At 63.0% G+C, this 25,212-nt stretch carries 19 protein-coding genes; 3 read left to right on the top strand and 16 right to left on the bottom strand.

Going from position 1 to position 25,212, the window contains the following annotated elements; genetic code table 11:
* Positions 1 to 7: 7 nt before the first annotated feature.
* From L0U83_RS25085 to L0U83_RS25040, 10 genes are all read right to left on the bottom strand, one after another.
* Positions 8 to 733 carry an amino acid ABC transporter ATP-binding protein gene (locus L0U83_RS25085; RefSeq protein ID WP_233886880.1) on the bottom strand — a complete coding sequence of 242 codons (726 nt, stop codon included), beginning with the start codon at positions 731 to 733 and terminating at the stop codon, positions 8 to 10.
* Positions 734 to 772: 39 nt separating this feature from the next.
* Positions 773 to 1,429, bottom strand: coding sequence for an amino acid ABC transporter permease (locus L0U83_RS25080; protein ID WP_233886879.1), 657 nt, complete (start codon positions 1,427 to 1,429; stop codon positions 773 to 775).
* A complete protein-coding gene (locus tag L0U83_RS25075; RefSeq protein ID WP_233886878.1) occupies positions 1,429 to 2,187 on the bottom strand; it encodes an amino acid ABC transporter permease in 759 nt (252 codons plus the stop codon). The genes L0U83_RS25080 and L0U83_RS25075 overlap by 1 nt, the downstream gene beginning before the upstream one ends.
* Before the next feature lie 43 nt (positions 2,188 to 2,230).
* Positions 2,231 to 3,055: a transporter substrate-binding domain-containing protein gene (locus tag L0U83_RS25070; protein WP_233886877.1), complete on the bottom strand. Its 825-nt coding sequence runs from the start codon at positions 3,053 to 3,055 to the stop codon at positions 2,231 to 2,233.
* A 57-nt stretch (positions 3,056 to 3,112) separates the two neighbouring features.
* Positions 3,113 to 4,186, bottom strand: coding sequence for an ABC transporter ATP-binding protein (locus L0U83_RS25065; RefSeq protein ID WP_233886876.1), 1,074 nt, complete (start codon positions 4,184 to 4,186; stop codon positions 3,113 to 3,115).
* Between the two features lie 41 nt (positions 4,187 to 4,227).
* Positions 4,228 to 5,070, bottom strand: coding sequence for an ABC transporter permease (locus L0U83_RS25060; RefSeq protein WP_233886875.1), 843 nt, complete (start codon positions 5,068 to 5,070; stop codon positions 4,228 to 4,230).
* Positions 5,067 to 5,993, bottom strand: a complete 927-nt coding sequence (locus tag L0U83_RS25055; RefSeq protein ID WP_233886874.1) for an ABC transporter permease — start codon at positions 5,991 to 5,993, stop codon at positions 5,067 to 5,069. The genes L0U83_RS25060 and L0U83_RS25055 overlap by 4 nt, the downstream gene beginning before the upstream one ends.
* A gap of 5 nt (positions 5,994 to 5,998) precedes the next feature.
* Positions 5,999 to 7,096: an ABC transporter substrate-binding protein gene (locus L0U83_RS25050; protein ID WP_233887873.1), complete on the bottom strand. Its 1,098-nt coding sequence runs from the start codon at positions 7,094 to 7,096 to the stop codon at positions 5,999 to 6,001.
* A 146-nt stretch (positions 7,097 to 7,242) separates the two neighbouring features.
* Complete coding sequence (locus tag L0U83_RS25045; protein ID WP_233886873.1) at positions 7,243 to 8,748, bottom strand: aldehyde dehydrogenase family protein; 1,506 nt, start codon at positions 8,746 to 8,748, stop codon at positions 7,243 to 7,245.
* Positions 8,745 to 10,439, bottom strand: a complete 1,695-nt coding sequence (locus L0U83_RS25040) for a 5-guanidino-2-oxopentanoate decarboxylase (protein WP_233886872.1) — start codon at positions 10,437 to 10,439, stop codon at positions 8,745 to 8,747. Before L0U83_RS25040 ends, L0U83_RS25045 begins: the two co-directional genes overlap by 4 nt.
* 284 nt (positions 10,440 to 10,723) lie before the next feature.
* Between L0U83_RS25040 and speB the strand changes: the two genes are divergently transcribed.
* A complete protein-coding gene (speB, locus tag L0U83_RS25035; RefSeq protein ID WP_233886871.1) occupies positions 10,724 to 11,677 on the top strand; it encodes an agmatinase in 954 nt (317 codons plus the stop codon).
* Between the two features lie 211 nt (positions 11,678 to 11,888).
* On the opposite strand, the gene L0U83_RS25030 is transcribed toward speB, so the two are convergent.
* The 4 genes from L0U83_RS25030 to L0U83_RS25015 are packed head-to-tail and all read right to left on the bottom strand — an operon-like array spanning position 11,889 to position 15,894.
* A complete protein-coding gene (locus L0U83_RS25030) occupies positions 11,889 to 12,284 on the bottom strand; it encodes a tautomerase family protein (protein ID WP_233886870.1) in 396 nt (131 codons plus the stop codon).
* Positions 12,285 to 12,329: 45 nt separating this feature from the next.
* A complete protein-coding gene (locus L0U83_RS25025; RefSeq protein WP_233886869.1) occupies positions 12,330 to 13,571 on the bottom strand; it encodes a complex I 51 kDa subunit family protein in 1,242 nt (413 codons plus the stop codon).
* Between the two features lie 19 nt (positions 13,572 to 13,590).
* Positions 13,591 to 15,240 carry an FAD-dependent oxidoreductase gene (locus tag L0U83_RS25020; protein WP_233886868.1) on the bottom strand — a complete coding sequence of 550 codons (1,650 nt, stop codon included), beginning with the start codon at positions 15,238 to 15,240 and terminating at the stop codon, positions 13,591 to 13,593.
* 15 nt (positions 15,241 to 15,255) lie between these two features.
* A complete protein-coding gene (locus tag L0U83_RS25015) occupies positions 15,256 to 15,894 on the bottom strand; it encodes a 4Fe-4S dicluster domain-containing protein (protein WP_233887872.1) in 639 nt (212 codons plus the stop codon).
* Between the two features lie 100 nt (positions 15,895 to 15,994).
* Between L0U83_RS25015 and L0U83_RS25010 the strand changes: the two genes are divergently transcribed.
* Positions 15,995 to 17,437 (top strand): anion permease, encoded by a 1,443-nt coding sequence (locus L0U83_RS25010; RefSeq protein ID WP_233886867.1) that lies wholly within the window; start codon positions 15,995 to 15,997, stop codon positions 17,435 to 17,437.
* Positions 17,438 to 17,454: 17 nt separating this feature from the next.
* Here the strand turns inward: L0U83_RS25010 and L0U83_RS25005 are convergent, their stop codons facing one another.
* Together L0U83_RS25005 and L0U83_RS25000 are read right to left on the bottom strand one after the other, a co-directional pair.
* Positions 17,455 to 19,515 carry a glycogen debranching protein gene (locus L0U83_RS25005; protein WP_373321136.1) on the bottom strand — a complete coding sequence of 687 codons (2,061 nt, stop codon included), beginning with the start codon at positions 19,513 to 19,515 and terminating at the stop codon, positions 17,455 to 17,457.
* A 108-nt stretch (positions 19,516 to 19,623) separates the two neighbouring features.
* Positions 19,624 to 22,023: a phosphoketolase family protein gene (locus tag L0U83_RS25000; protein ID WP_233886866.1), complete on the bottom strand. Its 2,400-nt coding sequence runs from the start codon at positions 22,021 to 22,023 to the stop codon at positions 19,624 to 19,626.
* 637 nt (positions 22,024 to 22,660) lie between these two features.
* Between L0U83_RS25000 and ptsP the strand changes: the two genes are divergently transcribed.
* On the top strand, positions 22,661 to 25,207 hold the full coding sequence (gene ptsP, locus L0U83_RS24995; protein WP_233886865.1) for a phosphoenolpyruvate--protein phosphotransferase: 2,547 nt from the start codon (positions 22,661 to 22,663) through the stop codon (positions 25,205 to 25,207).
* Positions 25,208 to 25,212: the final 5 nt, after the last annotated feature.

Raw genomic sequence — 25,212 nt, 5'->3', positions numbered from 1 at the left:
TTGCGTGCTAGTGCAGGATCTTCGAAAGGAAATCCTTCGCGCGACTGGACTTCGGCTGCGCAAAGAACGCCTCTTTGAGATCGTCTTCGACGATACAGCCCTGGTCCATAAAGATTACGCGGTTTGCCACCTTCCTCGCGAAGCCCATCTCATGCGTCACGCACATCATCGTCATGCCCTCCTGAGCAAGTTCGACCATCACGTCCAGCACCTCGTTGATCATCTCGGGGTCGAGTGCGGAAGTCGGCTCGTCGAATAGCATCGCGATCGGATCCATCGACAACGCACGGGCGATCGCGACACGCTGTTGCTGGCCACCGGAGAGTTGGCCCGGATACTTGTCCGCGTGGGCGCGCAAACCCACGCGATGCAGCAGCCCCAGTGCCTTTTGCGCCGCCTCGTCCTTGCGCCGACCGAGCACCTTCACTTGTGCGAGCGTGAGGTTGTCGGTAATCGACATGTGCGGGAACAGTTCGAAGTGCTGAAAGACCATTCCCACTTTTGAGCGCAGCTTCGACAGGTTGGTCCTCTTGTCACCCACCGACTCGCCGTTGATCCGGATCTCGCCGCTCTGGATCGGTTCGAGGCCATTGACTGTCTTGATGAGCGTCGATTTTCCCGATCCAGACGGACCGCACACCACGACGACTTCGCCCTTTTTCACTTCCGTCGTGCACTCGGTGAGCACCTGGAACTGGCCGTACCACTTCGATACGTTGCTAATGGAAATCATGTCGAAACCTGCTTCTGAAATGAGTTGAGGTTCAAGCGATCAGCGGTGACGGCTGCGCTGGTAGCGGCCTTCGAGCGCACGCGCATACCACGTGAGCGGAAAGCACATCGCGAAGTACAGCAGTGCGACCATTGCGTAGATCGGGAACGGACGAAACACGGCATTGGTGATCATGGTTCCGGTCTTGGTCAGCTCGGTCAGGCCGATGATCGACGTGAGCGCCGTACTCTTCACGACCTGCACCAGAAAGCCGACCGTCGGCGGCACGGCGATCTTCCATGCCTGCGGCCAGACGACGTAACGTAGCTGCTGAGGCCATGTCATGCCGAGGCTGGCCGCGGCGCTCCACTGCCCTCGCGGCACGGCTTCGACACACCCACGCCAGATGTCGGCCAGATAGGCGCTCGTATAGAGAGTCAGTGTCACCGTCGCAGCCAGCCACGGCGAGACTTCGATGCCAATGAGCGGCAGCCCGAAGAACGCGAGAAAGAGCTGCATCAGGAGCGGCGTGCCTTGAAACAACTCGACGTACAGGATCGCGATGCGACGCAGCCAGGCCAAAGGCGACACGCGCATCGCCAGCAGCACGAGGCCCGCCACGCCGCCGCCGACGAATGCGCAAAGCGAAAGCAGAACGGTCCAGCGCGCGGCGAGCAACAGGTTGCGCGCAATATCCCAGAGAGTGAACTCGACCATTACGAACGCTCCTTAGGAAGGCCCGATGCCGCCATGCGGGCGCGACCTGGCAACCACGAACGCAGGCGCGCGCGAGAAGCGCTGGCGCCGCGCGCCGTGCGCCCGGCGAAGAGGCCTTTACCAAGCCGGTTGATGAGTAGCCGCAGCACGATCGACAGAAGGAGATAGATCACGGTGATGATCACGTAGCTCTCGAACGAGCGGAAGTTGCGAGACTGGATGAAGTTGGCTGCATAAGTCAGGTCAGGCACGGAAATCTGCGAGACAACGGCCGAGCCGAGCATCACGATCAGTACCTGCCCGAGCAGCGCCGGGAACACGTTGGCGAGCGCCTGGGGCAGCACGACGAAGCGGAACACCTGCCGCCCCTGCAAACCGAGCGCCATCGCCGCCTGACGCTGGCCGCGTGGAATCGAGTCGATGCCGGCACGCACGATTTCAGTCGCGTACGCGCCCAGATTCACCGTCATCGCCAATACCGCCGCCTGCATCTCGTTGATCTGCACGCCCAGTCCCGGCAGCCCGAAAAACACGAAGAAGAGCTGCACGAGAAAGGGCGTATTGCGGATCAGCTCGACATAGGACGCAACCAGCGCTCGCACCCACCTCGGCCCCGCGACGGCCAGGCTCGCGCCGGCGATCCCAAGCGCGCCGCCTAGCACGGTGGAAACCGCCGTCAGGCCTAGCGTCACCTCCATGCCGCGCGCGAGCATGCCCGTGTACAGACCGAAGTCACTAAAGTCGAATGTATAAGTCATCGCTGCGCCATCGATTGTTCAAGTATGCGAAATACGGAGCGCATCAAAGATTGGCCGGCAGCGGCGCGCGCAGCCACTTGAGCGAGATCGCGTTCATCGAGCCGTCCTTCTTCGCGGCGGCGATGGCGCCGTCGACCTTCTGCATCAGGCGCGGTTCGTTCTTGTTCAGACCAACGTGGTCCGGAGAACTGAACAACGAGAATTTCTGCTCAGGATCGTTGGCAGGATGACGGGCCATGATCGTCGCGCCAACATCGTTGCCAACGACGAGCAGTTGAGCCTGGCCAGACAGGAACGCCGAGATTGCGCCATTCGGATCGTCGAAACGCTTGATCGTCGCGGAAGGCGGCGCCACCTTGGATACGCTCAGATCTTCGAGCGTGCCGCGCGCCACGGCCACCGTCTTGCCGGCCAGGTCGCCCGCATTCTTCACCGCAAGCGATTTCGGCCCGAATACCGCGAGATAGTACGGCGCATACGGCTGCGAGAAGTCGATCACCTTCGCACGCTCGGGCGTCTGCCCAACCGACAACAGCATGTCTGCCTTGTGATCGGCGAGGTAGGCCATGCGGTTGTCGCCGGTCACCTGCACGAGTTCGACTTTCGCGTTCAAGGCCTTGCCGATCAGATTGGCCACGTCGATGTCGTAGCCCTGCGGTTGCATGTCCGGTCCGATCGATCCAAACGGCGGATAGTCCTCGAATACGCCGACACGCACGACGCCCGATTTCGCAATCGTGTCGAGCGCGTCCGCATGCGCGAGCGGCGCAAACGCGCTGAGGCTAGCCATGCCGGCGAACGCGAAAGTGGCGATAGCGTGAGCCGCAAAGCGCTGCACGGAACGCTTGGTGACGATAGTGGTGTTCATGACGGGTGTCTCCTTCCAACTGCTTTTTGTGGGGGTAAAAAATTTCAATGCGAGATTTCAGTGCGCGGTGTGCGCCGGAATCAGCCTGCACGCGTGGGCTGGCATCTCGGCAAGCACAGGACGCCCCACTTCGAGGTCGGGCGTCTCGCGTGGCGTCGTGGCGGCTGTGAGCGTGAAGCCATCGCAATCGATCGTCGCTTCGATTTGCGCTCCCACGTCGCGGACGAACGTCACCTTGCCGGCGACGGCGTTAGGCCCAGGATTCGCAGACACGGCCCGCACACACACGTCTTCGGGCCGAATGAGCAGGCGAATATCGCCGGCCCGCTCCGGCACGCGCATAGCGGCATTCACAGCGATCCGCTGCCCGCCCGGCAGCGTGATCCCGTCGTCGCCTTCGAGCGTCACGGGCAAAATGTTGCCGAGGCCGATAAAGTCCGCCACGAATTCATTCACGGGATCGCGGTAAATGTCGAGCGGCCTGCCGACTTGTGCGATGCACCCTTTCTGCATCACCACGATCTCGTCCGCCATCGTCATTGCCTCGCGCTGGTCGTGCGTGACCATGATCGTCGTGATGCCGAGTCGCTGTTGCAGCAACCGGATCTCGACCTGCATCGCCTCGCGCAGTTTCGCGTCGAGCGCCGAGAGCGGCTCGTCGAGCAGCAGCAGTTTCGGCGACGAAGCAATCGCACGCGCGATCGCCACACGCTGACGTTGGCCGCCGGAAAGCTGCGTAACTGGCCGGTTAGCCATATGCGGAAGCTGTATCAATTCAAGCAGTTCGGCTACGCGCCTGGCTTGCGCGCTTTTGTCGACGCCGCGCAAGCGCAGCGGATAGGCGACATTCTCCGCAACGCTCATGTGCGGGAACAGCGCGAGCGACTGAAACACCATGCCGAAGTCCCGCCGGTTGGCCGGTACGTGCGTGAGGTCGCGGCCCGCGAACACCACCGAACCGGACGTGGGCGTTTCCAGGCCCGCGATGATGCGCAGCAGGGTCGTCTTGCCGCAACCCGAAGGGCCGAGAAAACACACCAGCTTGCCGTCCGGGACGTTGAGATCGACATGGTCGACCGCGAACGCGTTGTGAAAACGCTTGGTGATGGCCTGCAATGACAGATGGGTCATGAGAATTCCTTCGTGCGCGGGGACCGTGAGAGCAGCGGCGCTCAAAGCGCCACGCCTTCGTCGCCGACGAGCTTTTCGAGCAGCCAGATCAAGGCAAAGTCGATCAGGACGATGAAGACCGCGAATGAAAACACCGTTGGGTCGAGCGACGAAACCGTGCGGCTGTAAAGCCAGACAGGCAGCGTCATCGTGTTGATGCCGTAAAGGAAGAACGTCACCGTGAACTCGTTAAACGAAATGATGAACGCGAACAGCATCCCGGCGAGAATGCCAGGGCGCATGAGCGGCAGCACGACGTCGACGAGCGCACGCCGCGGGCTCGCGCCCATCACGCATGCCGCTTCCTCGAACTCCGGTCCGATCGACGCAACCGATGCGGCGCAGTTCTTCACCGTGAACGGCAACGCAAGGATCACGTGCGCAATGATGAGCCGCCCCACGCCGAGTTCCACCGGCAGGACGTTGAATACGAGCAGCAGCGAAAGTCCCAGCATCACGAGCGGATACACGAGCGGCAGCGCAACCAGTTGCTCGATCACGGCCTTGCCGCGAAAGCGGTAGCGCGACAGCGCATAGGCAGCCGGCGCGGAAACGGCGGTGGCGATGAGCATCGTCGAAACGGCGACGATGAGGCTCGTTGTCAGCGCGGTGCCCATGGACAGCACATCGCTCGCATCGGGCGTCACGAAGCTGTGCCATGCTGCCCGATACCAGTGAAAGCCGAAGCTCTGCGGCGGGAATTCGAGCGTGTCGGAACTGCCGAACGACATCGTGATCATCGTCAGGATCGGCAGCGCAGCGAGAAAGAGGACGATCGTCGCCAGTAGTCCCGTCACGCGGCTGAGCCGGCCGGGCATCGTCAGGGGGATACGCAGGGCGTTCATGAGCGGGTCTCCGCGTGGCGTTGCAGGTTGCGCACCAGCAGTTGTGAGATCGCCATCACCGCAAGCGTCGCGGCCATCAGAACGACACCCGAGGCGGACGCGGCAGGCCAGTTCAGCAGCGGCGCCACCTGGTCGTGCACCAGAACCGCGAGCATCGGCACCCGGCGGCCGCCCAGCAGCAATGGCACCGCGAACGCGCTGGCGTTATACGCGAACACGAGCAATGCCCCCGAGACGATGCCAGGCATCGCCAGCGGCAGCATGACGTGGCGCAGCGTCTGCCAGCGGCTCGCGCCGAGGGTAGCCGCCACCTCCTCGTACGAGCGCGAAACCGCGCGCATTGCGCTGGAAATCGGCAGTACGGCGAGCGGAAACGCCGTTTGTATCAGTCCGAGCAGCACACCATTCTCGCGATACAGCCACAGCACCGGACGCTGGATCAGCCCCGCGCTCATGAGCGCGTGATTGACGAGTCCAGCGGGCCCCAGCATCACGAGCCACCCATAGCCCTGCAACAGCAGGTTGACCAGCAGCGGCAGGAGCACGCCGGCGAGCAGGAAGCGTCGTGCGGTGCGCGACTGGGTACGCGCCATCGCAAGCGCCACGGGAATTGCCAGCACGACGGCGACGATCATGCTCTGGAAGGCAAGCCGCAAGGTCAGCCAGAGCGAGCGCAGGAAGTAGGCGTCCCCCAGGTCCACGTAATTCTGCAGCGTGAAGGCATGCCACTCGTTGCCTGGGACCCCGAAGCTCATGCGCAGAACCGCGAGTGCCGCCGCGATCAGCACGGCGAGAAACGCGAGGATCGGCGCGAGCAGCAGCAACGGCGGCACGCGCGGCAGTGCCGTGGCGGTGCTGTGCGGCGCGGTTGCGTCACCGGCAGTTGCCTGCGTGCCCGCTCGGCGTGAAGAGAGTGCTGACATGGCGCTCACGCGGAAAAGATCTCGGTAAAACGCTTGATCCACACAGGCTGCAACGCGGCGAGCGCTTTGTCGTCATGAAGCACGGCCTTCTCGGCGATCTGCTGCGGCGACGGCACGAAAGCGCGGCTCTCGGCCGGAATGATGGCGCGGGAGTTCACGGGACCGTTGAGCACGTCGGCGGCCATGCGGCCCTGCACGCCCGCGTCGAGAGAATGATTGATGAAAGCGTGGATGAGATCGCTATCGCCGGGATGTGACTTCGGAATGACCGTAAACATCAACTGGGTCGCGAAGCCCTCTTTCATGCCGTAGGTCACAGCCATCTTGTACTCAGGCTTGCGGATCTGGTCCGGGAAGAATGCCGGCGCATAGATGCCGCCAATATCGAGCGAGCCGGTGCGAAACAGATCGGCGACCTGGTTCGGGTTTTCGCCGAGCGTCAGCACGCGGTCCTTCAACTGGGCGAGCTTTTTGAAACCCGGATCGATATTCTGCTGGGAGCCGCCCGCCATCTTCGCTGCGATGATCGCCAGATCGACCGCTTCGGCCCACTCGGGCGGCGGCAGGAACAGGCGTCCTGCATACTTCGGATCCCAAAGTGCTTCGTAGGTCGGCGGCGCGGTTTTCACGGTGGACGTGTTGTAGATGAGCCCGTCCGACCACAGCAGGTAGCCGACACCGAATCCGTTGGCGCCTGTACGGTATTGCGGCGCGACGTCCTTCAGGTTGGGCAGCTTGTTCAGGTCCGGCTTCATCAGCAGGCCTGCATCGGCGAGACCCGAAGCGCCAACCCCGGCAAGCGTGATCACGTCGTAAGTCGGCCGGTCGCCCGCAGCCTTGAGCTTCGCGACCATGCCCGACGTGCCATCGGCACGGTCGGCAATAACCTGAGCACCGGTCTTCTGGCTGAACGTGGCGGCAATGTTGCGCAGAGCCGCCGCACCGGTATCGTCAGACCAGGTGAGCAACCGAAGGGTCTTGCCCGCGTAACTCTTCTCCTGTGCCCTGGCAGTACTGATGAATGGCATGGGCAATGCCGATGCCGCCAGCGCCGTGCCAATTGCCTTGATGGCCTGCCTTCTCCCCAGCTTGATCCCCTGCATGGTCGTCTCCTGATTGAATCGCATGGCCGCTCTTCGATGCGCCCTGCCATGACTAAAAGTCACGCGAACGTGCGGTGTGAATAAACTGTACGTGCGTCAATAACCCGCAACAAACTAAATCTCTGCATGCGCGCCATGACAAATGCTCATGCGCCATGACCGCGTTCCGGACCTGCGAGGGAACCCGCAGGCACGAGAACTTGCTTGATTTCCTGGAAGGCTGCGAGCCCGAACGGACCCAGTTCGCGCCCGATGCTGCTGCGCTTGTAGCCGCCCCACGAGGTCTGAGGAAAGATCGCCTGCGGCGCATTGATCCACACAACGCCCGCTTCCAGCTCGTCCGCTACCCGCCTGCCCCGCCCGGCGTCGCGCGTGACGACCGTGGCAACCAGGCCGAACTCGGTATCGTTGGCCGCGCCGATAGCTTCGTCTTCGGTATCGAAACTGCGCAGGCACAACACGGGGCCGAAGATTTCCTCGCGCCACAGCGGGCTTTCGGCTGGCATATCGACGAACATCGTCGGCTTCACGAAGTAGCCGGAGCCGGCCGGCGCTTCGCCCTCGATCACAAGACGCGCGCCGTCGGCCTTGCCGCGCGCGATGTACCGCTGCACGCGTTCGTACTGCGCGCGGCTGGTGAGGGGCCCCATCTGCACGCCGGGCTTGAATGGATCGCCCACGACCGTGCGCGTTACCCGGTCCGCGAGACGCGCGGCGAGCGCGTCCGCTATCGGTCTCTCGACCAGCACACGCGAAGTCGCCGAGCACATCTGTCCGGCATTGAAGAACGCACCGCCCGCCACCAGATCGGTCGCCAGATCGAGATCCGCATCGGCAAACACGATGATGGAAGACTTCCCGCCCAGTTCCAGACTCACGCCCTTGATCGTATCCGCGGCGGTTTTCATGACCTGCGTGCCGACCGCCGTGCTCCCGGTGAAGGAAACCTTCGCGACGAGCGGATGAGCGGCGAGCGGCGCCCCCACTTCGGGGCCAGTGCCCGTCACGACGTTGAGCACGCCTCGCGGCACACCGGCATCCGAGATGATCGATGCAAGCTCCAGCTCAGGCAACGGTGTTATTTCGGATGGCTTAAGAACTACCGTACAGCCAGCGGCAAGCGCTGGCGCGAGCTTCCACGCGGTAGTGACCATCGGGAAGTTCCATGGCACGATCAGCGCAACTACGCCTGCAGCCTCGCGCCGGATGGTCGCCCGATATTCGTCGCTGGGAATCGCGACCGCGGATTCGCCGATTTCGTCGAGCTGTTCAGCCAGACCCGCGTAGTACTCGAACGTGGCGACGACATCGCTCACGTCGATTCGCGCTTCATCGAGCGGTTTGCCGTTGTTGAGCGACTGGAGCGCCGCCAGATGCTCGCGCCGATCGTTCACGCCGCGAGCAATCGCCCGAAGCAACACTGCACGCTGCGCGCCGCTGGTCTTTTTCCAGGTGCGGAAAGCCCGTGCGGCAGCACGTACCGCGCAATCGACATCGGCGGCGTTGCCGGCCTCGACCTCCGCAATCGTTTCTTCGGTCGATGGGTTGACGACAGGCAGACGCTTTCCGCCCTCGCCTGCACACCAGAAGCCGTCAATGTAGAGCTGCGTGCGCGATGCTGCGCGAGACTGAAGCCATTCATGCTGTTTCATGCCGGCACCCGCGAAAACCAGTCGGCTTCGTTGACTTCGATGACGGTGGGGATATTGCGCGACATTGCCTGTTGCAACTGTTCAGCAAGCGCATCGGGCGTATCCACGCGGGAAGCCACGCAACCGAAACCGCGCGCGAGTGCGAGGAAGTCCGGCGTGTGGATATCGACGCCAACCGGCACGATGGCCCGCGCCGTCATGTACCGGCGTATCTCGCCATAGCCAAAGTTGTTCCACAGGAGCACCACGACGGGCACTCTGGCTTCAACCGCGCTGGCGAGTTCCGGCAGCGTGAACTGCAGGCCGCCGTCGCCGATCAGGCAAACCACGGGGCGATCGGGCGCGGCAAGCTTCGCGCCGATCGCGGCGGGAAGCCCATAGCCCAGCGTGCCGTATCCAGTCGATGAGTTGAACCATGAGCGCGGCGCCGGCGAGTCGTGCACGAAATTGCCCGCATAGACAGGGCTGGTCGAGTCGCCCGCAATGATGACGCCCGGCAACGCATCGGTGATCGTATCGACAAGGCGTTTCTGCGAGCGGGTTGGCGCGTCGTAGCTGGCTTCGACGGCCTGCCTCGCGAGCGCAACCCGCGGCGCGCCCCAATCGCGCTGGCGCGTCGACGCGGCGCTTTCATGCAGCCGCGTCGACAGGCTGCCAAGCGCCTGCCGCGAATCGGCGGCGATGGCTATGTCGGGACTGAAGTTGCGCATCAGTTGCTGCGCGTCGATGTCGATGCGGATCAGCCTGCCCGCGATCGAAAAGCCGCCGTCGAACACCACGTCATAGTCGGTTTCGCCCAACTCGGTGCCGACTGCGAGCACGACGTCGGCTTCCCGAATGAGCTGCCGCGTGGGCGGCAGCGATTGCGTCGAGCCGATCAGCAGCGGATGCCCCTGGGGCAGCAGTCCCTTGGCGTTGATCGTCAGCGCAACCGGCGCTTGCAGGCGCTCGACGATTTCCTGCAGTTCGATCGCGGCGTGCAGCGCGCCGCCGCCTGCGAGAATCAGCGGCCGCCGCGCCGCTGCGAGCAGGTCCGCCGCCGCAGAGAGGGCCGCCGGACACCCGGCCGGCTTCGCCGGCAGCGCGGCGGGCATCAGGTTCATGCCGCGAGCAGGCGCGACGATCACGTCCAGTGGAATCTCGATGTGCACGGGTCTCGGGCGCGCGCCGCCGAATACGGCGAATGCGCGGGCCAGCACTTTGGGCAGCTCCGCCGCATCGAGAAGCGTATGCGAGAACGCGGTGAGCCCGGCGAACACGTCGCGCTGCGACGGCAGCTCGTGAAGGCGTCCGTCGCCGTTGCCGAGTTCGCGGCGCGCATTGACGCTCGATATCACCAGCATCGGAATGGAGTCGGCGTAGGCCTGCGCCATCGCGGTCGCAATGTTGGTCATGCCCGGCCCGGTGATGATGAAGCACACGCCAGGTTTGCCGGTCACGCGTGCGTAGCCGTCGGCCATGAAGCCCGCGCCCTGCTCATGGCGCGGCGTGACGTGGCGAATGGACGATGCGGCGAGCCCTCGATACAGTTCGACCGTATGCACGCCCGGGATTCCGAAAACGTACTGGACGCCATAGCCTTCGAGCAGGGTGACGAGCGCCTCTCCGCAGGTCAGACGGCTGGTATCGGGCCATTCGATTGGCCTCGCGCCGGCTTCCTCGAAGCGGGCGGTGAATTCCGGATAGTTCATGGATTGTCGCGTTCCTGGTTGGTACCGCCAGATGCGGATGCGGGTTGAGTTGCCCGGCCCGCATCTGCGTCGTTGTCCAAACCATTCTCGGCGCTGCCATGTGGCACCGACAATCGATAAGTTTTCATGAGGTGCATGAGCTTCTTGCATAGCCACGCGCCGGCAGAGCGCAAGGGTTTACGCGAATTCATGACTGGCGGACATGCGCCGCATGAAAATTTATCGATTGTTCGTGTCAAGCTATCGCGCGGAAAATACCTTCACCGAATGCGACAGGAGAAATGATGGCTACCGAGTTCTTCCAGCCCCTGAGCGGCAACGCGATGCCACGCTCCGGCGGGATCGCGACGATGATGCGACTGCCCAATGTGCCAAATGCCGAAGGGCTCGATGCGTGCTTCGTCGGCGTGCCGTTCGATCTGGGCACGTCGAATCGCACCGGCGCGCGCTTTGGGCCGCGCCAGATTCGCGCCGAATCTGCGTTGCTGCGGCCGTACAACATGGCGACACGCGCCGCGCCGTTCGATTCGCTGCGTGTCGCGGATATCGGCGACATCGCGATCAATCCGTACAACCTGCCCGATTCGATCACCCGCATCGAAACTGCCTACGACGCCATCCTGCGGCACGGCGCGAAGCCGATCACGCTAGGCGGAGACCATACGATCACGCTGCCGATCCTGCGTGCCATTCATCGCAAGTACGGCAAAGTCGGCCTGATTCACGTCGACGCGCACGCGGACGTCAACGACACGATGATGGGCGAGAAGATTGCGCACGGCACACCGTTTCGCCGCGCCGTCGAAGAAGGGTTGCTCGACTGCCAGCGTGTGGTGCAGATCGGTCTGCGCGGCACAGGCTATGCCGCCGAAGATTTCGACTGGTGTCGCGAGCAGGGTTTTCGCGTGGTACAGGCCGAGGAGTGCTGGAACCGCTCGCTCGAACCGTTGATGGCAGAGGTACGCGAGCGCGTGAGCGGCGGCCCGGTGTATCTGACTTTCGATATCGACGGAATCGACCCGGCTTACGCGCCCGGTACCGGCACGCCGGAGATCGCAGGATTGACGGTGCCGCAGGCGCTCGAAATCATTCGCGGCTCATGGGGGCTCGATCTGGTTGGTGCCGATGTAGTGGAAGTCGCGCCGCCATACGACCCGTTTGGCACCACCGCGCTGCTTGGCGCCAATATCGCTTACGAAATGCTGTGCGTACTCCCAGGCGTAAAACGCCGCGCCTGATCGCGGCTCGTAGACCGGCTTCCCGCGCTGAAGCGATAAGTCTTCCTGGCCCGCCCGGGTTTGTACTCGGGTGCGTCGTATCTTTCGTTTTCTACTACCTCAGCCTGGCGAGTCAGTAGCGGTGTCCCGTCCTATTGCGGGAAGCGGCGGTGGTTCGGGACTCGACGCCTCGGAAACTCCATGTCCTGCAATGACGATCCTGGCCCGCCACTCATTGCTGACCCGGCTCCCATTCCGGGCTGTAGCCTCCGAGCGCCGGGTGATACATCTCATCTCCTGAGTGCTGCGTAAACTCAACGTTGAGCCGGTCTTCGCGCAAACCCAGGATCTCGACACAGTGCGCGCAAAGCGCCTTGGCGACCTCCATGCGCAACTCCGGTGACCGCCCTCGCCTGATGTCGAGCATCATCAGCGCAACAGGCACGGGTTCCGCACCGACTGCTGGAATGCGCCACACGCCCCCTTCGCCGAGTTCGCGGATGGCAACACTGATTCGCCTGATATCGACTGACATCATTTGCGCGTAGGTTTCGCTCATCTTCGCCGCGAGGCGTTTCTTGTTCTCGACAGGGTAATGTTCGTTGACATCGAGTTGAAGGTAAGGCATTGCTTTGGCATCCAGATGAACTTCGTTTCCTTAAACGAACCTCGGCTACGGCAGGAGCGCTTCGTACTCTTCACGAAACTGGTTGATCGAACTTTCGACCACCGTCACTGCGCCGTCGATGAGACCGCAGCGCCCACTGCCCGGAAGAATGCGGCAAAGGTTCTCCAACGCCTCCAGATCGGCACGGACGCCGCGCCCGGTGTCGAGCCTGTTGAGGAGGCGCATCAGCTGAAAAGTGCCACCCTTGCAGGGCGGGCATTGTCCGCACGATCCCTGCGCGAAAAAACTTACGTACTCCGCGACCTTGCGGACAATGCTGGTGCCTTCCGAAACGACGATCATTGCGCCCGTCCCCAGACGCGAGCGGCGTTGGCGAACCGAGTCGAAGTCCAGTGCGACATCGAGTTCGCGTTTCGTCAGCAAGGTGTTTGAGGGGCCGCCCGTGAAGACCGCCTTGAATTCCTTTTCCTGCAGCATGCCGCCGCCGTGCTCGAAAATGAGCGTCGCGAGGCGGGTGCCCATCGGCAGTTCGTACAGACCGGGACGCAAGACGTCGCCCGATAGCGAATAGAGCTTGGTTCCCGCAGCATCGCCAACACCCTGGTCTCGATACCACTGTGCGCCATGGCGCAGAATCCACGGCACATGGGCCAATGTCTCTGTGTTGTTGACGATGGTCGGCGCGCCATGCACGCCCTGCTGCGCGGGGAAAGGGGGTTTGCGCCGTGGAAACGGAAACCCGCCCTCCACGCTTGCAATGACCGCAGTTTCCTCGCCACCGATGTACAGCCCCGAACTCGGGACGACGCCAAGCGACACCGGGCTTCCGACCGCCTGTTCGATCGCCGCGAACCGAGGATGCTGCCGCCACTGCTGCACTGCGCTGCGAGTCGCCGCGAGGGATTGTTGCTGATGCGGATTCACGTAGAGGATGACGTGGTTGGCACGCGTTGCGATTGCGGCGATAAGCGCGCCTTCGATCACCTGGTGTGGCGTATGTTCCAGCAGAAAGCGGTCCTTGAATGTGCCGGGTTCGTCTTCGTTGCCATTGCAGATGATGTACTTGTCCCCTTCGGGCGCAGCGGCGACGGGTGTCCATTTCCTGTGCGTCGGAAAGCCGGCACCGCCCATGCCGCGCAGGTCTGCCTGGGCGATTTCCGCAATGATGGCCGCGGGATCGTCCAGCGCCCTCGCAAGCCCCTCGCCACCGCCGCGCGCAAGCCAGGCATCGAGATCTGCGCCTATGCGGATCTCGTCGCGCAAAAGAACCTGATTGAGCTTGTCCATTGGCGCTCCGTGGATCGCATCACCGGTTACTGCCGGCCGCACGCGCGCGCGCGTCCGGGCGCAAACTGGCATCGACCCGCAAATCGAAATGCGCGTAGTCGGGAAAAAGCTGTGGCGCCTTCACGTGCAAGGGCAGTCCAGCCAATGTGAGCTCCCGTTGCCAGGCGTGGACATGGCCAATGCCGGCGCGACTGGCCATGACACGCCCCTTCGATTGCGCCGCGCTCGCCCCCGCCCGGCGCCCCATGCTCAGGATGTCGAGCAGGGCGTTACCCATCAGCCGGTTGCGTCCGTGAATCCCTCCCGTGACTTCGCCTGCACAGTACAGGCCGGGTACGCTCGTCGCGCCGTCCTTGTCGATCGCAACGCCGCCGTTCTGATAGTGAAGCGTGGGATAAACGAGAAAGGGCTCGCGCGCCGGATCGATGCCGCACTTGCGCGCGAGATGGCTCAGCGTGACGAGACGTTGCGCCAGAATGCCGGGATTTTCCATTTCGAGCGTTGGCGTGTCGAGGAACACTCCGGTCTGACCGTCACGCGTGATGCCGCGCCCTTGTGCGCATTCGCGCAGGATCGCCGACGCCACCACGTCGCGTGCCTTGAGTTCATCGACGAATCGTTCTCCTTCGCCGTTGATCAGCTTCGCGCCTGCGGACCGCGCGGCTTCGGAGATCAATCCGCCCGCCAGGTGGGGCGGCCAGGCGACGCCGGTAGGATGGTACTGGAACGAGTCGAGCTCGCGCAGACGCGCGCCGAGCCGATACGCCAGCACAAGGCCATCCGCAGTGGCGCCATAGTGGTTGGAGGTGGGAAAGGTGTTGAGGTGCAGCCGCCCTGCACCGCCCGTGGCAAGAATCACGGCACGGGCGCGCACCAGCACGAAGGTGCGCCATTCCAGGTTGTACAGCACGGCGCCCGCGCAGCCTCCGCGCTCGTCCGACAGCAATTCGACCACAGGGCAGCGATTCCACACGTCGATGCCGGGGTCGAGATCGACTGCCTCGCGCAACACGCGCATCATCTCGAGGCCCGTGTAGTCCCGATAGGACAGAATACGCGCCGCCGACGCGCCGCCCGGCTTCTTGCGCAACAGGTTGCCGCCGATCGGCCGGTCGTCCTCCAGATCGAACATCATGCCAAGCTGGATGAGCCAGCGAATCACATCGGGGCCGTCCATCACCATCTGTGCGACGAGTTCGGGGTCGCCGCAGAAATGGCCGGCGCGCAACGTGTCCTCGAAGTGCAGTTGGGGGCTGTCGTCCTCGCCCACGGCCGCCTGGATTCCGCCTTCGGCCATCACGGTGTTGCTGTCACCGAGACGCAGCTTGCTGGCGAGCATGACCTGCGCGCCCTGCTTCGACGCAGTGAGCGCCGCGGCGCATCCTGCGCCCCCGCCGCCGATGACCAGCACGTCGGTATGCACGAGCTGCGCGCCGGCCAGATCGACGTCGTCGGTCAACGCGTTGGCCTGCAGCTGACGCGCGAGGTCCGGCTGGCAGGGCTCGCCGCGATTCACGCCGACGGCGAGAGCCACACGCGCATGCGGCCCATGGTCGGGGTGATAGCCTTTTAGAAGCTCGTCGACAGATTGATCGTCGGCGCGCAGCGCAGGCGCTGAGCCAGAACGGTAGCGCCCAAGCGCGTTTTCGTAAGGGATGCCGGTTGACATGTTCGTCTGCACGGTTCAGCGCGGCGGCTGCGCGCCGGGCGCGTCGAAATCGATCTTCATTTCGCCGCTTTCGATTTGCTGCAAACGCCGGATCAGATTGGCGGGACGCAACGAGTTCGACGCAATCATTCGGCGTACGAACAGTCCGAGATGATTGGGCCGAATGTGTTCGGGGCACGCGAGCGTGCAGAGGTTGCACATCACGCACTCATCGAACACCTGGCTGGATGCATCCAGCCTGCCCTCCACGGCGAGGTTCACGCCGCGCTGGACCTCGAGCCCCTTCGGGCAGGCGCGGTCACACCCGCTGCAGTGGCGACAATGGGACGCTTCGGGGAATATTTCGGACATGGTGCGCAACGCCTGCCAACTGTCGCCGAGATCCTCCATGCGATACACGTGCCGCGTCGGGGTGGTCAGGTAGTCGAGAAAAGCGACCTGCATCCCCTCCTCCACCAGGGTCTCGCACGCAAGTACGGTTTTCACCTCCTGCTCGCCGCTGCGCCGGACCATGACGCGGCAGGAACCGCATACCCCCTGCCCCATGCACCCGACGCCCTCCACAAGTGTCTGGCCGGCATGCACGTAGGCTTGCAGGATCGAGCAGTTGGAAGGCGCTTCCAGCTCGCGCCCTTCAATGCTTAGGCTAACCATCTTCGATCTCCTTGCGGCTCGCCGGTGCCGCACTGGCAAACCCCGGAAAAACATCATATAAACCTTAGCACAATGAAGGTTATTGCCAAGGGGAGGTCGCATGAAAGCGTCGTGGAAGGCCCTCGCACCTGTCATCGCCGCGATCGTAATCGCGCTCATCCCCGCCCCCGAAGGCCTCGCACAGCACACGTGGTATTACTTCGCGATCTTTGTCGGCGTGATCGTCGGGCTGATGCTGGAACCCATTCCGGGCGCGGCGATCGGCCTGATCGCCGTCACCGTGGTGGCCGTATTCTCCGAATGGGTATTCTTCAGCCCCGAGCAACTCGCGAAGCCCGGTTTCAATGTTGCAAACGCCAGCCTCGCCTGGGCGCTCGCCGGTTTCGCCAACGGCACGGTATGGCTGATTTTCGGCGCCTTCATGTTTGCACTCGGCTACGAGAAGACGGGCCTCGGCCGGCGAATAGCACTCCTGCTCGTGCGGGCGATGGGCCGCAAGACGCTTACCCTCGGCTATGCGGTGATGGTGGCCGACGCCGTGCTAGCGCCCTTCACGCCATCGAATACGGCGCGCAGCGGCGGAACGATCTTCCCCGTGATCCGCAATTTGCCGCCTCTATATGATTCGAAACCAAACGACCCCTCCGCGCGACGGATCGGGTCATACATCATGTGGACCGCCATTGCGACCACCTGCGTGACGAGTTCGATGTTTCTCACGGCGCTCGCGCCCAATCTGCTCGCCGCCGAACTCATCAGGAAGACGGTCAAGATCGACGTGAGCTGGATTCAATGGTTCATGGCCATGGCACCGGCAGGTTTCGTGCTGCTGCTGGCCGTGCCTCTTCTCACCTACGTGCTCTATCCGCCGCAAGTGAAGCAAGGCAACGAAGTCCCGGCGTGGGCTGCGGAGGAACTGCGGAAGATGGGGCCGCTCAGCCGACGCGAATGGACGCTGGGCCTTCTGGTTCTCGTTGCGTTGGCGCTCTGGATCTTTGCGGACGACTATGTCAATCCCACGACAGCGGCGCTCATGGTGATCGCCTTCATGCTGGTGACCGGGGTCGTGACATGGGACGACATGCTCGCAAACAAACAGGCATGGAATACGTTCGCGTGGTTCGCGACGCTGGTTTCGCTGGCCGACGGGCTAAGCAAAACGGGTTTCGTCAAATGGTTCGCCAATATGATGTCGCATCACATGAGCGGCTTCTCACCCATCCTGGCGGCCGTGGTCCTCGTGCTGATTTTCTTCTTCACGCATTACATGTTCGCCAGCGTCACCGCCCACGCAACGGCCATGCTTCCGGTCATGCTGACCGTCGGCTCGACGATTCCCGGCATGCCGATGGAGGCGTTTGCGCTGCTGCTGGCCTTGACGCTGGGGCTCATGGGTATCCTCACGCCGTACGGAACCGGCCCGAGCCCGGTGTATTTCGGCAGCGGCTATCTGCCTGCTGCCGACTACTGGAGACTCGGTGCGATCTTCGGGGTCATCTACATCGTCGTTTTTCTCGTGATCAGCGTGCCATTGCTGCTTTGAGGCCAGTGCGGCATCGCTCAGTTCGCCTCCAGCACAACGACGCTGCGCGCCTGCACGCTGCAGTGACGCGATTCAATCGCCGCCTCCCGCACCGACGGCACGATGTCCTGAGGGCTCGGCAATGCCGTGTCGACAATGCGCCGCCATGCTCGCCCCTCGATGTGTGGCAGGCAAACATGCCGCGAAGCGTCATGCATGTTGAGTACGATGTGCAGCGGCGCCTCCCCGGGTGCTTCCCCACCAAGCGAAAACGCCAATAGCCGCGCGCCCGGCTCGCGCCAGCCAGGCTCGTTGAGCCGTTCACCGTGCCAGGTCACATCGGGCTGCGTCTGACCCGGCGACGGTTTTCCAGTGAGATGATGAAGCCGGCGAAGGCTGGCATGACGCCGGCGCAGCGCAATCAACTCACGCACGAAACGCAACATACCGCCCGCGCGCGGCAACGCCCCCCAGTCGAACCACGAGACTTCATTGTCCTGGCACCAGGCATTGTTGTTGCCGTGCTGACTACGCAGCACTTCATCGCCAGCGAGGATCATCGGCACTCCCTGGCTCAGCAGAAGAATGGCGATCAGGTTGCGTGCCTGCCGCTCGCGGAGTCGCTGGACACCGGCATCTTCACTTTCGCCTTCCGCGCCGCAATTCCACGAATGATTTTCGTTGCTGCCATCGCGGTTTTCCTCGCCATTTTCCTCGTTGTGTCGGGTGTTGTAGCTCACGAGGTCGTGCAAGGTGAAACCATCGTGACACGTCACGAAGTTGATGCTGTTGATCGGCAGCCTGCCGTCGTCCGCATAAAGATCCGCGCTGCCGGCCATGCAAGTGGCAACCTCGCCGATCAAGCCTGGATCGCCCCGCACGAAGCGCCGGATCACGTCGCGGTAGCGGCCGTTCCATTCGGCCCATGCCATGCCAGGGAACGCGCCGACCTGATACAGCCCGGCTGCGTCCCAGGCTTCGGCGATGAGCGGCAAGCGCGAGAGGACCCGCGACGATTCGATGGCCCAGGGAAGTGGCGGATCGACCATCAGTTCGCCATGCCGGTCACGTGCGAAAACGCTGGCCAAGTCGAACCGGAAGCCGTCGGCGCCCAGGTATTCGACCCAATACTCAAGACAATGAATGATGTAAGCGGACACAAGGGGATGGTTGGTGTTGACCGTATTCCCGCAGCCGGTGAAATCGAGGTAACGCCGCCGGTCGTGCCGATCGCGCTGGTAAAAAATATCGTTCGCCAGTCCCTTGAAATTGATAACCGGTCCCGACTCGCCCGCTTCGGCCGTGTGATTGAATACCACGTCCAGCAAGACGCGTATGCCAGCGTCATGCAAAGCATCGGAGAGCGCTCGAAACTCCTGCGCGGCGTGAACCGGATCGACGCAATAGCGCGGGTGCGGACTGTAGAAGCTGTGTGTGCTATAGCCCCAGTAGTTCGAAAGGCCGCGTCCGGCAACCCCGGGAGGTACATCCTGCTCGTCGAAGGCCATGACGGGCAAGAGTTCGACGTGGGTCACGCCAAGATCGCGCAGGTAAGCAATCTTCTCGATGAGCGCGGCGAAGGTGCCGGGATTGCGCACGGCGCTCGTGGGATGCCGCGTGAACCCGCCGACATGAAGTTCATAAATGATCGCGTTCTCAAGACCTTGCTCGCTTCGCTCCAACGGCCTTTCGCACCTCGGCAAGGGCTCAACGACAATGGCGCGGTGTGAGGCGTGCCCCGTGTGCGGTGCCTCGATGGCGCGACGACGGTCCCAAAGCCTGTCGCTCACAGCGCGTGCATGCGGATCGAGAAGCTCTACGCGCGCGTCCACAGCGCGGCCGACGAGCGCCGTGTCGCGCAACGCGGCAATGCGCCATGTGTAGTACATACGTGCCGGCAGATTTTCCACCAGCACATGCCAGTAGTAAAACGTGCGATTCGTAGCAGGATTGAGGGTGATGACCTGGACCGGCTCGTGGCTCGACTCGCTCGCATAGAGCAATAGTTCAACCTTCGTCGCATCCCGGCAAAAGACGCAAAAATTCACGCCGCCAGCCACGACCGTCGCGCCCGGCGGAAAGCGCGAGCCGGGAGCCACGGTGTAGCGGGAAAGCCGTTCACTGTCCTGACATGTCAAGGTCGATCCTCCGCGTGCAGCACGACGGGTCACGATGCTCGCGGGCTCCCGCTTGACCGGTGCATCGAACTACTCAGGCCACACCCAGTCGGTGATCTCGGTTCGATCAATGCCATGCGTGTGCGCGTAGTTCAGGTTGCAAATGATCGCGTTTCTCATGTCCTCCCGAAGATGCGCCGTTCTGGCCTGCAAGCGCGGCACACGGTCGAGCACGTCGATCACGAGATTGAATCGGTCGACCTGATTGAGGATGGCCAGTTCGAGCGGCGTATTGATATTGCCCTTCTCCTTGTATCCCCGCACGTGAATGTTCTCGTGATTGCGAAAGCGATAGGAGAGTTTATGGATCAACCACGGGTATCCGTGGAAATTGAAGATCACCGGTTTATCCACGGTAAACAGGCTGTCGAATTCACGCGCGGTCGAGCCGTGGGGGTGTTCGCTGACCGGCTGCATCTTGTAGAGATCGACCACGTTCACAAAGCGCAGCTTGAGTTCGGGAAGCCGTTCGCGCAGGATGGCCGTTGCCGCGAGCGCCTCCTGGGTGGCGACGTCTCCGCACGAAGCCATCACCACATCCGGCTCCGCATCTTCGTCGGTGCTCGCGCGGCGCCACACGCCAATACCCTTCGCGCAATGCACAATCGCCTCGTCGATCGTCGTGAACTGCAGGTGCTTTTGCTTGTCGGCGACGATCACGTTGATGCAGTTCGTGGAGCGCAGGCAATGGTCGGCCACGACCAGCAGCGTATTGGCGTCCGGCGGAAGATAGACACGCGTGACCGATGGGCTCTTGTTGGTGGCGAGGTCGATGAACCCCGGATCCTGGTGCGAAAAGCCGTTGTGATCCTGGCGCCAGACCGTAGACGAAAGAAGAATATTCTCCGAAGCGACAGACGCGCGCCATGGCACATGGTTCTTGCAGATGTCGAGCCATTTCGCATGCTGGTTGAACATTGAGTCGACCACGTGCGCGAAGGCTTCGTAGGTGTGGAAGAAGCCATGCCGCCCGGACAGCAGATACCCTTCGAGCCAGCCCATCAACGTATGCTCGGAGAGTATTTCCATGACCCGGCCATCGCGAGCGAGTTCGCCGCCGTCCTCGTCTTCCGGCAAAAGATCAGCCATCCAAACCTTTTTGCTGACTTCGTATATGGACTGAAGACGATTCGAAGCCGTCTCGTCGGGTCCGAAGACGCGGAAGGTTTTCATGTTCTCACGCATGACGTCACGCAGGAACTCGCCGAGCGGCCGCGTGTTCTCCTGGAGCACCCGCCCGGCATGCGCCACGTTGACCGCATAGGCGCGGAAATCCGGCAACTTCAGCTCGCGGCGCAATACCCCGCCATTGGCGTGCGGATTGGCGCTCATGCGGCGATGTCCGATCGGCGCAAGCGCTTTGAGTTCAGGGATCAGCCGTCCGTCCGCATCGAAGAGTTCATCCGGCCGGTAACTGCGCAGCCAGTTGTCCAGAAGCGCCAGGTTCGCGGGATTGCCGCGCACGTCGGAAAACGGCACCTGGTGTGACCTCCACGAACCCTCGACCTTGTGGCCGTTGATTTCCTTTGGACCGCTCCAGCCTTTGGGCGTGCGCAGCACGATCATCGGCCAGCGCGGCCGCTCCACCGCGTCGCCGCTGCGGGCCCGTTCGCGAATCGCGCGAATTTCCGCAGTGATCACGTCAAGGGTAGCGGCCATTTTCTGGTGCATTGCGGCATGGTCTTCTCCCTCGACGAAATACGGCGTGTAACCGTAGCCGACGAAAAGCGCCTCCAGTTCCTCGTGGCTGATGCGCGAAAGCACCGTGGGGTTGGCGATCTTGTAGCCGTTGAGGTTGAGGATGGGCAGCACGGTACCGTCGCGCGCCGGATTGATGAACTTGTTCGAATGCCATGCCGTCGCGAGCGGGCCTGTTTCCGCTTCGCCGTCGCCAATGACGCACGCTACGATGAGATCGGGATTGTCCAGCGCGGCGCCATACGCGTGCGACAGGCTGTAGCCCAGTTCGCCGCCCTCGTGGATCGATCCCGGTGTTTCCGGTGTCACGTGCGAGCCGATATGGCCCGGAAATGAAAACTGCTTGAAGAACTTCTGCATCCCCACGACGTCTTCGCTTTTGTCCGGATAGACCTCTGAGTAAGTGCCCTCCAGATAAGCCGGACCCAGCACGCCGGGCGCACCGTGCCCAGGACCCGCCATGAAGATCATGTCAAGGTCGTCGCGCCGGATGATCCGGTTCAGGTGCGCCCATACAAATGAAAGTGCTGGACTTGCGCCCCAATGCCCGAGCAGGCGCGCCTTGACGTGCTCCGCCCTCAGCGGCTCACGCAGCAGCGGATTGTCCATCAGGTAGATCATTCCCACCGAGAGGTAGTTACATGCGCGCCACCAGCCGTCGATAGCGCGAAGTTCGCTTTCATCGAGCGGGGTGGCCTGTAATGAAACGTCCGAAGAGAGGGTATTGCCCATATCGGCATCTCCTGGCTCACGCGATGACGTTCCCGGTGTGTAGCGGACTGCCCGGGTCGTGCTGCGTGAGCGTTGATGATCGTTCGACGGCGCCACCGCTTCGGGCAAGCTCGCAGAACGGCTAAATGGCCTCGAGAAAGACTGATGCGTCCAGACCGCAGAATACGTTACTGCACGTGCAATTCAAGTGAGTCGCGCGTGCGGTGGCCATACGATTGCATACGTCATGGCGGCGGGACGCGTCAGCTTCGTACAGTGAGCAGTGTGTCCTAAACTACGAATCGTCGATTGATCACGAACCTGAGAAACAGGTTAGATTCCAGGGAATGCAGAGTATTGTGCATGCAAGCAACCTTCGGAAACTTGCGTGCGCTGCGTGCCTTGAACCTTGAAGTTTCAGCCATTGTTCTGGCCTATGCATCAACGGCGCTTCGTCGGACTGTACGTCAGCGTTGCGCCACGCCTCGAATCGTGCAGTCGTTTCCGGAAGTCGCAATCACGTCCGCATCAAACGCTCCGTACACTCAGAAGTCGACGGCTCAAACGGGTCCAAGCCCGTCATCGCAGGTGGTTGCCAGGCACACTCGCGCAAACCAGATCGCTCGTGCCGGCAGCCCAGACTCAGGGAGTCGCATAGATGAAGGGCTTTCAGCATTCCGTCCGCCTCGAGCTGATGGCACCCCTCTCGGGTGTGCTCGTTCCCATCGACACCGTGCCCGACCCGGTGTTTGCCCAGAAGATGGTCGGCGACGGCGTGTCGATCGACCCCATCTCCAATGAGTTGCTTGCGCCGCTTCCAGGCACGGTGACGAATCTGCACAGCTCGAACCACGCCGTCACGATCACCGGCAACAACGGGCTGGAAGTGCTGCTGCATATCGGCCTCGATACGGTGCTGCTGCGCGGCGAAGGCTTCGAGCCGCTCGTCAAGCAGGGCGACACTGTGGCGACTGGCCAGCCGCTGATCCGTTTCGATCCTGTCGTCGTCGGGGCGAAGGCTGCGAGCCTGTTGACCCAGATGGTGATCGCGAACGGCGAGAGGGTGACGCGCTACCTGCCCGCCACCGGGCTCGTCACCGCCGGCACCGACACCGCCTTGTCGGTCGAACTGGCCGGTGCCGAGACCGAGCGGGAGTCGGCCAGCGCAGGCGGCATGGTCGTTTCCGGCGAAGTCAGCCTGCCGAATCGCGCGGGGCTGCATGCACGCCCCGCCGCGGTCGTCGCCGCGCAAGCGAAGAAGTACAAATCCGACCTGCGCCTGTTGCGAGGCGCCGATAGCGCGAATGCGAAGTCGGTTGTTGCGCTCATGGGACTCGCGACCCGCTTCGGCGACAAGGTGAGCATTCAGGCCACCGGCCCCGACGCCGGTGAGGCCGCTGCCGCACTGGCGCGGCTGCTCGCCGATGGCGCGGGTGAAAAGCCCGACGACGCCCCCGCACAGGATCACCCCGCCGCCGACCTGGCACTGCCCGCAAGCAGCCCCGGCAAGCCTGCGCCTCCCGCCAATGCCGACGAACTCACCGGCGTATCGGCGTCGCCCGGCCTTGCGGTCGGCACGATCGTGCAATACCGGCAGCAGGTCATCGACGTCAAGGAAGCGGCCGAATCGCCAACGCGCGAACGTGCGCAGCTCGAATCTGCCCAGCACCTCGCGCGTCAGCAGATCGAGGCTCTCAAGGGGAACCTCGCCGACCCGTCCAAGGCGCAGATACTCGATGCGCATCTCGAACTCCTCGACGACCCCGATCTCAATGACATGGCGATCGCGGGCATCAGCGAGGGCAAGAGCGCGGGCTTCGCGTGGCGCGCAGCCTTCCAGAAGCAGGCGAACACACTCGAACAGCTCGACAATCCTCTGCTGCGCGAGCGGGCGGGCGACGTGCGCGACGTCGGACTGCGGGTGCTTGCATTGCTGGCCGGCGTGAACCATGCGCAGATCGTGGTACCGGCCGACTCGATCCTGATCGCGGAGGAACTCTCGCCTTCCGACACCGCCTCGCTGGACCGCAGCAAAGTGCTCGGCTTCTGCACGACGACGGGAGGCGCCACGAGCCATGTCGCCATCCTCGCGCGTTCGCTCGGCATACCGGCCATTTGCGGAATCGACCCTGGCGCGCTGCAACTCGCCGACGGCACGCTCGTCGTCCTCGACGGCACACGCGGTGTCTTGCGGCGCGATCCCGATGCCGGAGAACTCGAGGCAGCGCGCGAGCGCATCTCGCGCCAGGCAGCCAGGCGCGAGGAAGAAGCGCTCGCCGCAACGAAGCTTGCCGTCACGGCAGACGGGCACCGTGTTGAAGTCGTCGCGAACATCCGCAACGCGCAGGAAGCGCGCGAGGCCGTGGCCGCAGGTGCCGAAGGCGTCGGACTGCTGCGCTCCGAATTTCTCTTCAGCGATCGCGACACCGCACCGTCCGAGGACGAGCAGGCAGCCGAGTACTGCGCCATCGCCGAAGCGCTCGGCCGCGAGCGTCCGCTCGTCATCCGCACACTGGACGTCGGCGGCGACAAGCCGCTCTCGTATATGCCGCTGCCGAAGGAAGACAATCCCTTCCTCGGCGTGCGCGGCGTGCGCGTGAGCCTGGAACACCCCGACATGTTCCGCGCCCAGTTGCGGGCGATTTTGCGCTCAGCACCGTTGGGGAATGTGCACGTGATGTTTCCGATGGTGGCGGCGATCGAGGAAGTGCTCGCCGCAAAGCGGATGCTGCTCGAAGAGGCCGGTGCAAACGCAAACAGCGTCAAGATCGGCGTGATGATCGAAGTGCCGGCCGCTGCGCTGATTGCCGAATCGCTCGCGCGCGAAGTCGACTTCTTCTCGATCGGCACGAACGATCTGACCCAGTACACGCTCGCGATGGACCGCGGGCATCCGAAGCTGGCCCGACAGGCGGACGCACTCCACCCCGCTGTCCTGCGGCTGATCGGCATGACGGTGGACGGCGCGCATCAGCACGGCAAATGGGTCGGAGTATGCGGAGGTCTCGCCTCAGACGCGATGGCCGTGCCCGTGCTCGCCGGTCTCGGGATCGATGAGCTTTCGGTGAGCGTGCCTGCCGTCGGCTCGATCAAGGCGCAGCTTGCGCGGCTAACGATGAGCGAGGCGCGCAAGCTTGCGTCGGAGGTTCTGCGCATGGGCACCGCCGCCGAGGTCCGCGCGCGCCTCGCGCCGTTTTCCGAATAAGCCGA

The organism is Paraburkholderia flagellata (genome assembly GCF_021390645.1).
Taxonomy (GTDB): Bacteria; Pseudomonadota; Gammaproteobacteria; order Burkholderiales; family Burkholderiaceae; genus Paraburkholderia; species Paraburkholderia flagellata.
This window is presented reverse-complemented; position numbering and strand designations above follow the sequence as displayed.

Bases quoted from the DNA above. Each gene is read 5' to 3' on its own strand.
- L0U83_RS25085 (WP_233886880.1), bottom strand. From the start codon at position 733: ATGATTTCCATTAGCAACGTATCGAAGTGGTACGGCCAGTTCCAGGTG.
- L0U83_RS25080 (WP_233886879.1), bottom strand. From the start codon at position 1,429: ATGGTCGAGTTCACTCTCTGGGATATTGCGCGCAACCTGTTGCTCGCC.
- L0U83_RS25075 (WP_233886878.1), bottom strand. From the start codon at position 2,187: ATGACTTATACATTCGACTTTAGTGACTTCGGTCTGTACACGGGCATG.
- L0U83_RS25070 (WP_233886877.1), bottom strand. From the start codon at position 3,055: ATGAACACCACTATCGTCACCAAGCGTTCCGTGCAGCGCTTTGCGGCT.
- L0U83_RS25065 (WP_233886876.1), bottom strand. From the start codon at position 4,186: ATGACCCATCTGTCATTGCAGGCCATCACCAAGCGTTTTCACAACGCG.
- L0U83_RS25060 (WP_233886875.1), bottom strand. From the start codon at position 5,070: ATGAACGCCCTGCGTATCCCCCTGACGATGCCCGGCCGGCTCAGCCGC.
- L0U83_RS25055 (WP_233886874.1), bottom strand. From the start codon at position 5,993: ATGTCAGCACTCTCTTCACGCCGAGCGGGCACGCAGGCAACTGCCGGT.
- L0U83_RS25050 (WP_233887873.1), bottom strand. From the start codon at position 7,096: ATGCAGGGGATCAAGCTGGGGAGAAGGCAGGCCATCAAGGCAATTGGC.
- L0U83_RS25045 (WP_233886873.1), bottom strand. From the start codon at position 8,748: ATGAAACAGCATGAATGGCTTCAGTCTCGCGCAGCATCGCGCACGCAG.
- L0U83_RS25040 (WP_233886872.1), bottom strand. From the start codon at position 10,439: ATGAACTATCCGGAATTCACCGCCCGCTTCGAGGAAGCCGGCGCGAGG.
- speB (WP_233886871.1), top strand. From the start codon at position 10,724: ATGGCTACCGAGTTCTTCCAGCCCCTGAGCGGCAACGCGATGCCACGC.
- L0U83_RS25030 (WP_233886870.1), bottom strand. From the start codon at position 12,284: ATGCCTTACCTTCAACTCGATGTCAACGAACATTACCCTGTCGAGAAC.
- L0U83_RS25025 (WP_233886869.1), bottom strand. From the start codon at position 13,571: ATGGACAAGCTCAATCAGGTTCTTTTGCGCGACGAGATCCGCATAGGC.
- L0U83_RS25020 (WP_233886868.1), bottom strand. From the start codon at position 15,240: ATGTCAACCGGCATCCCTTACGAAAACGCGCTTGGGCGCTACCGTTCT.
- L0U83_RS25015 (WP_233887872.1), bottom strand. From the start codon at position 15,894: ATGGTTAGCCTAAGCATTGAAGGGCGCGAGCTGGAAGCGCCTTCCAAC.
- L0U83_RS25010 (WP_233886867.1), top strand. From the start codon at position 15,995: ATGAAAGCGTCGTGGAAGGCCCTCGCACCTGTCATCGCCGCGATCGTA.
- L0U83_RS25000 (WP_233886866.1), bottom strand. From the start codon at position 22,023: ATGGGCAATACCCTCTCTTCGGACGTTTCATTACAGGCCACCCCGCTC.
- ptsP (WP_233886865.1), top strand. From the start codon at position 22,661: ATGAAGGGCTTTCAGCATTCCGTCCGCCTCGAGCTGATGGCACCCCTC.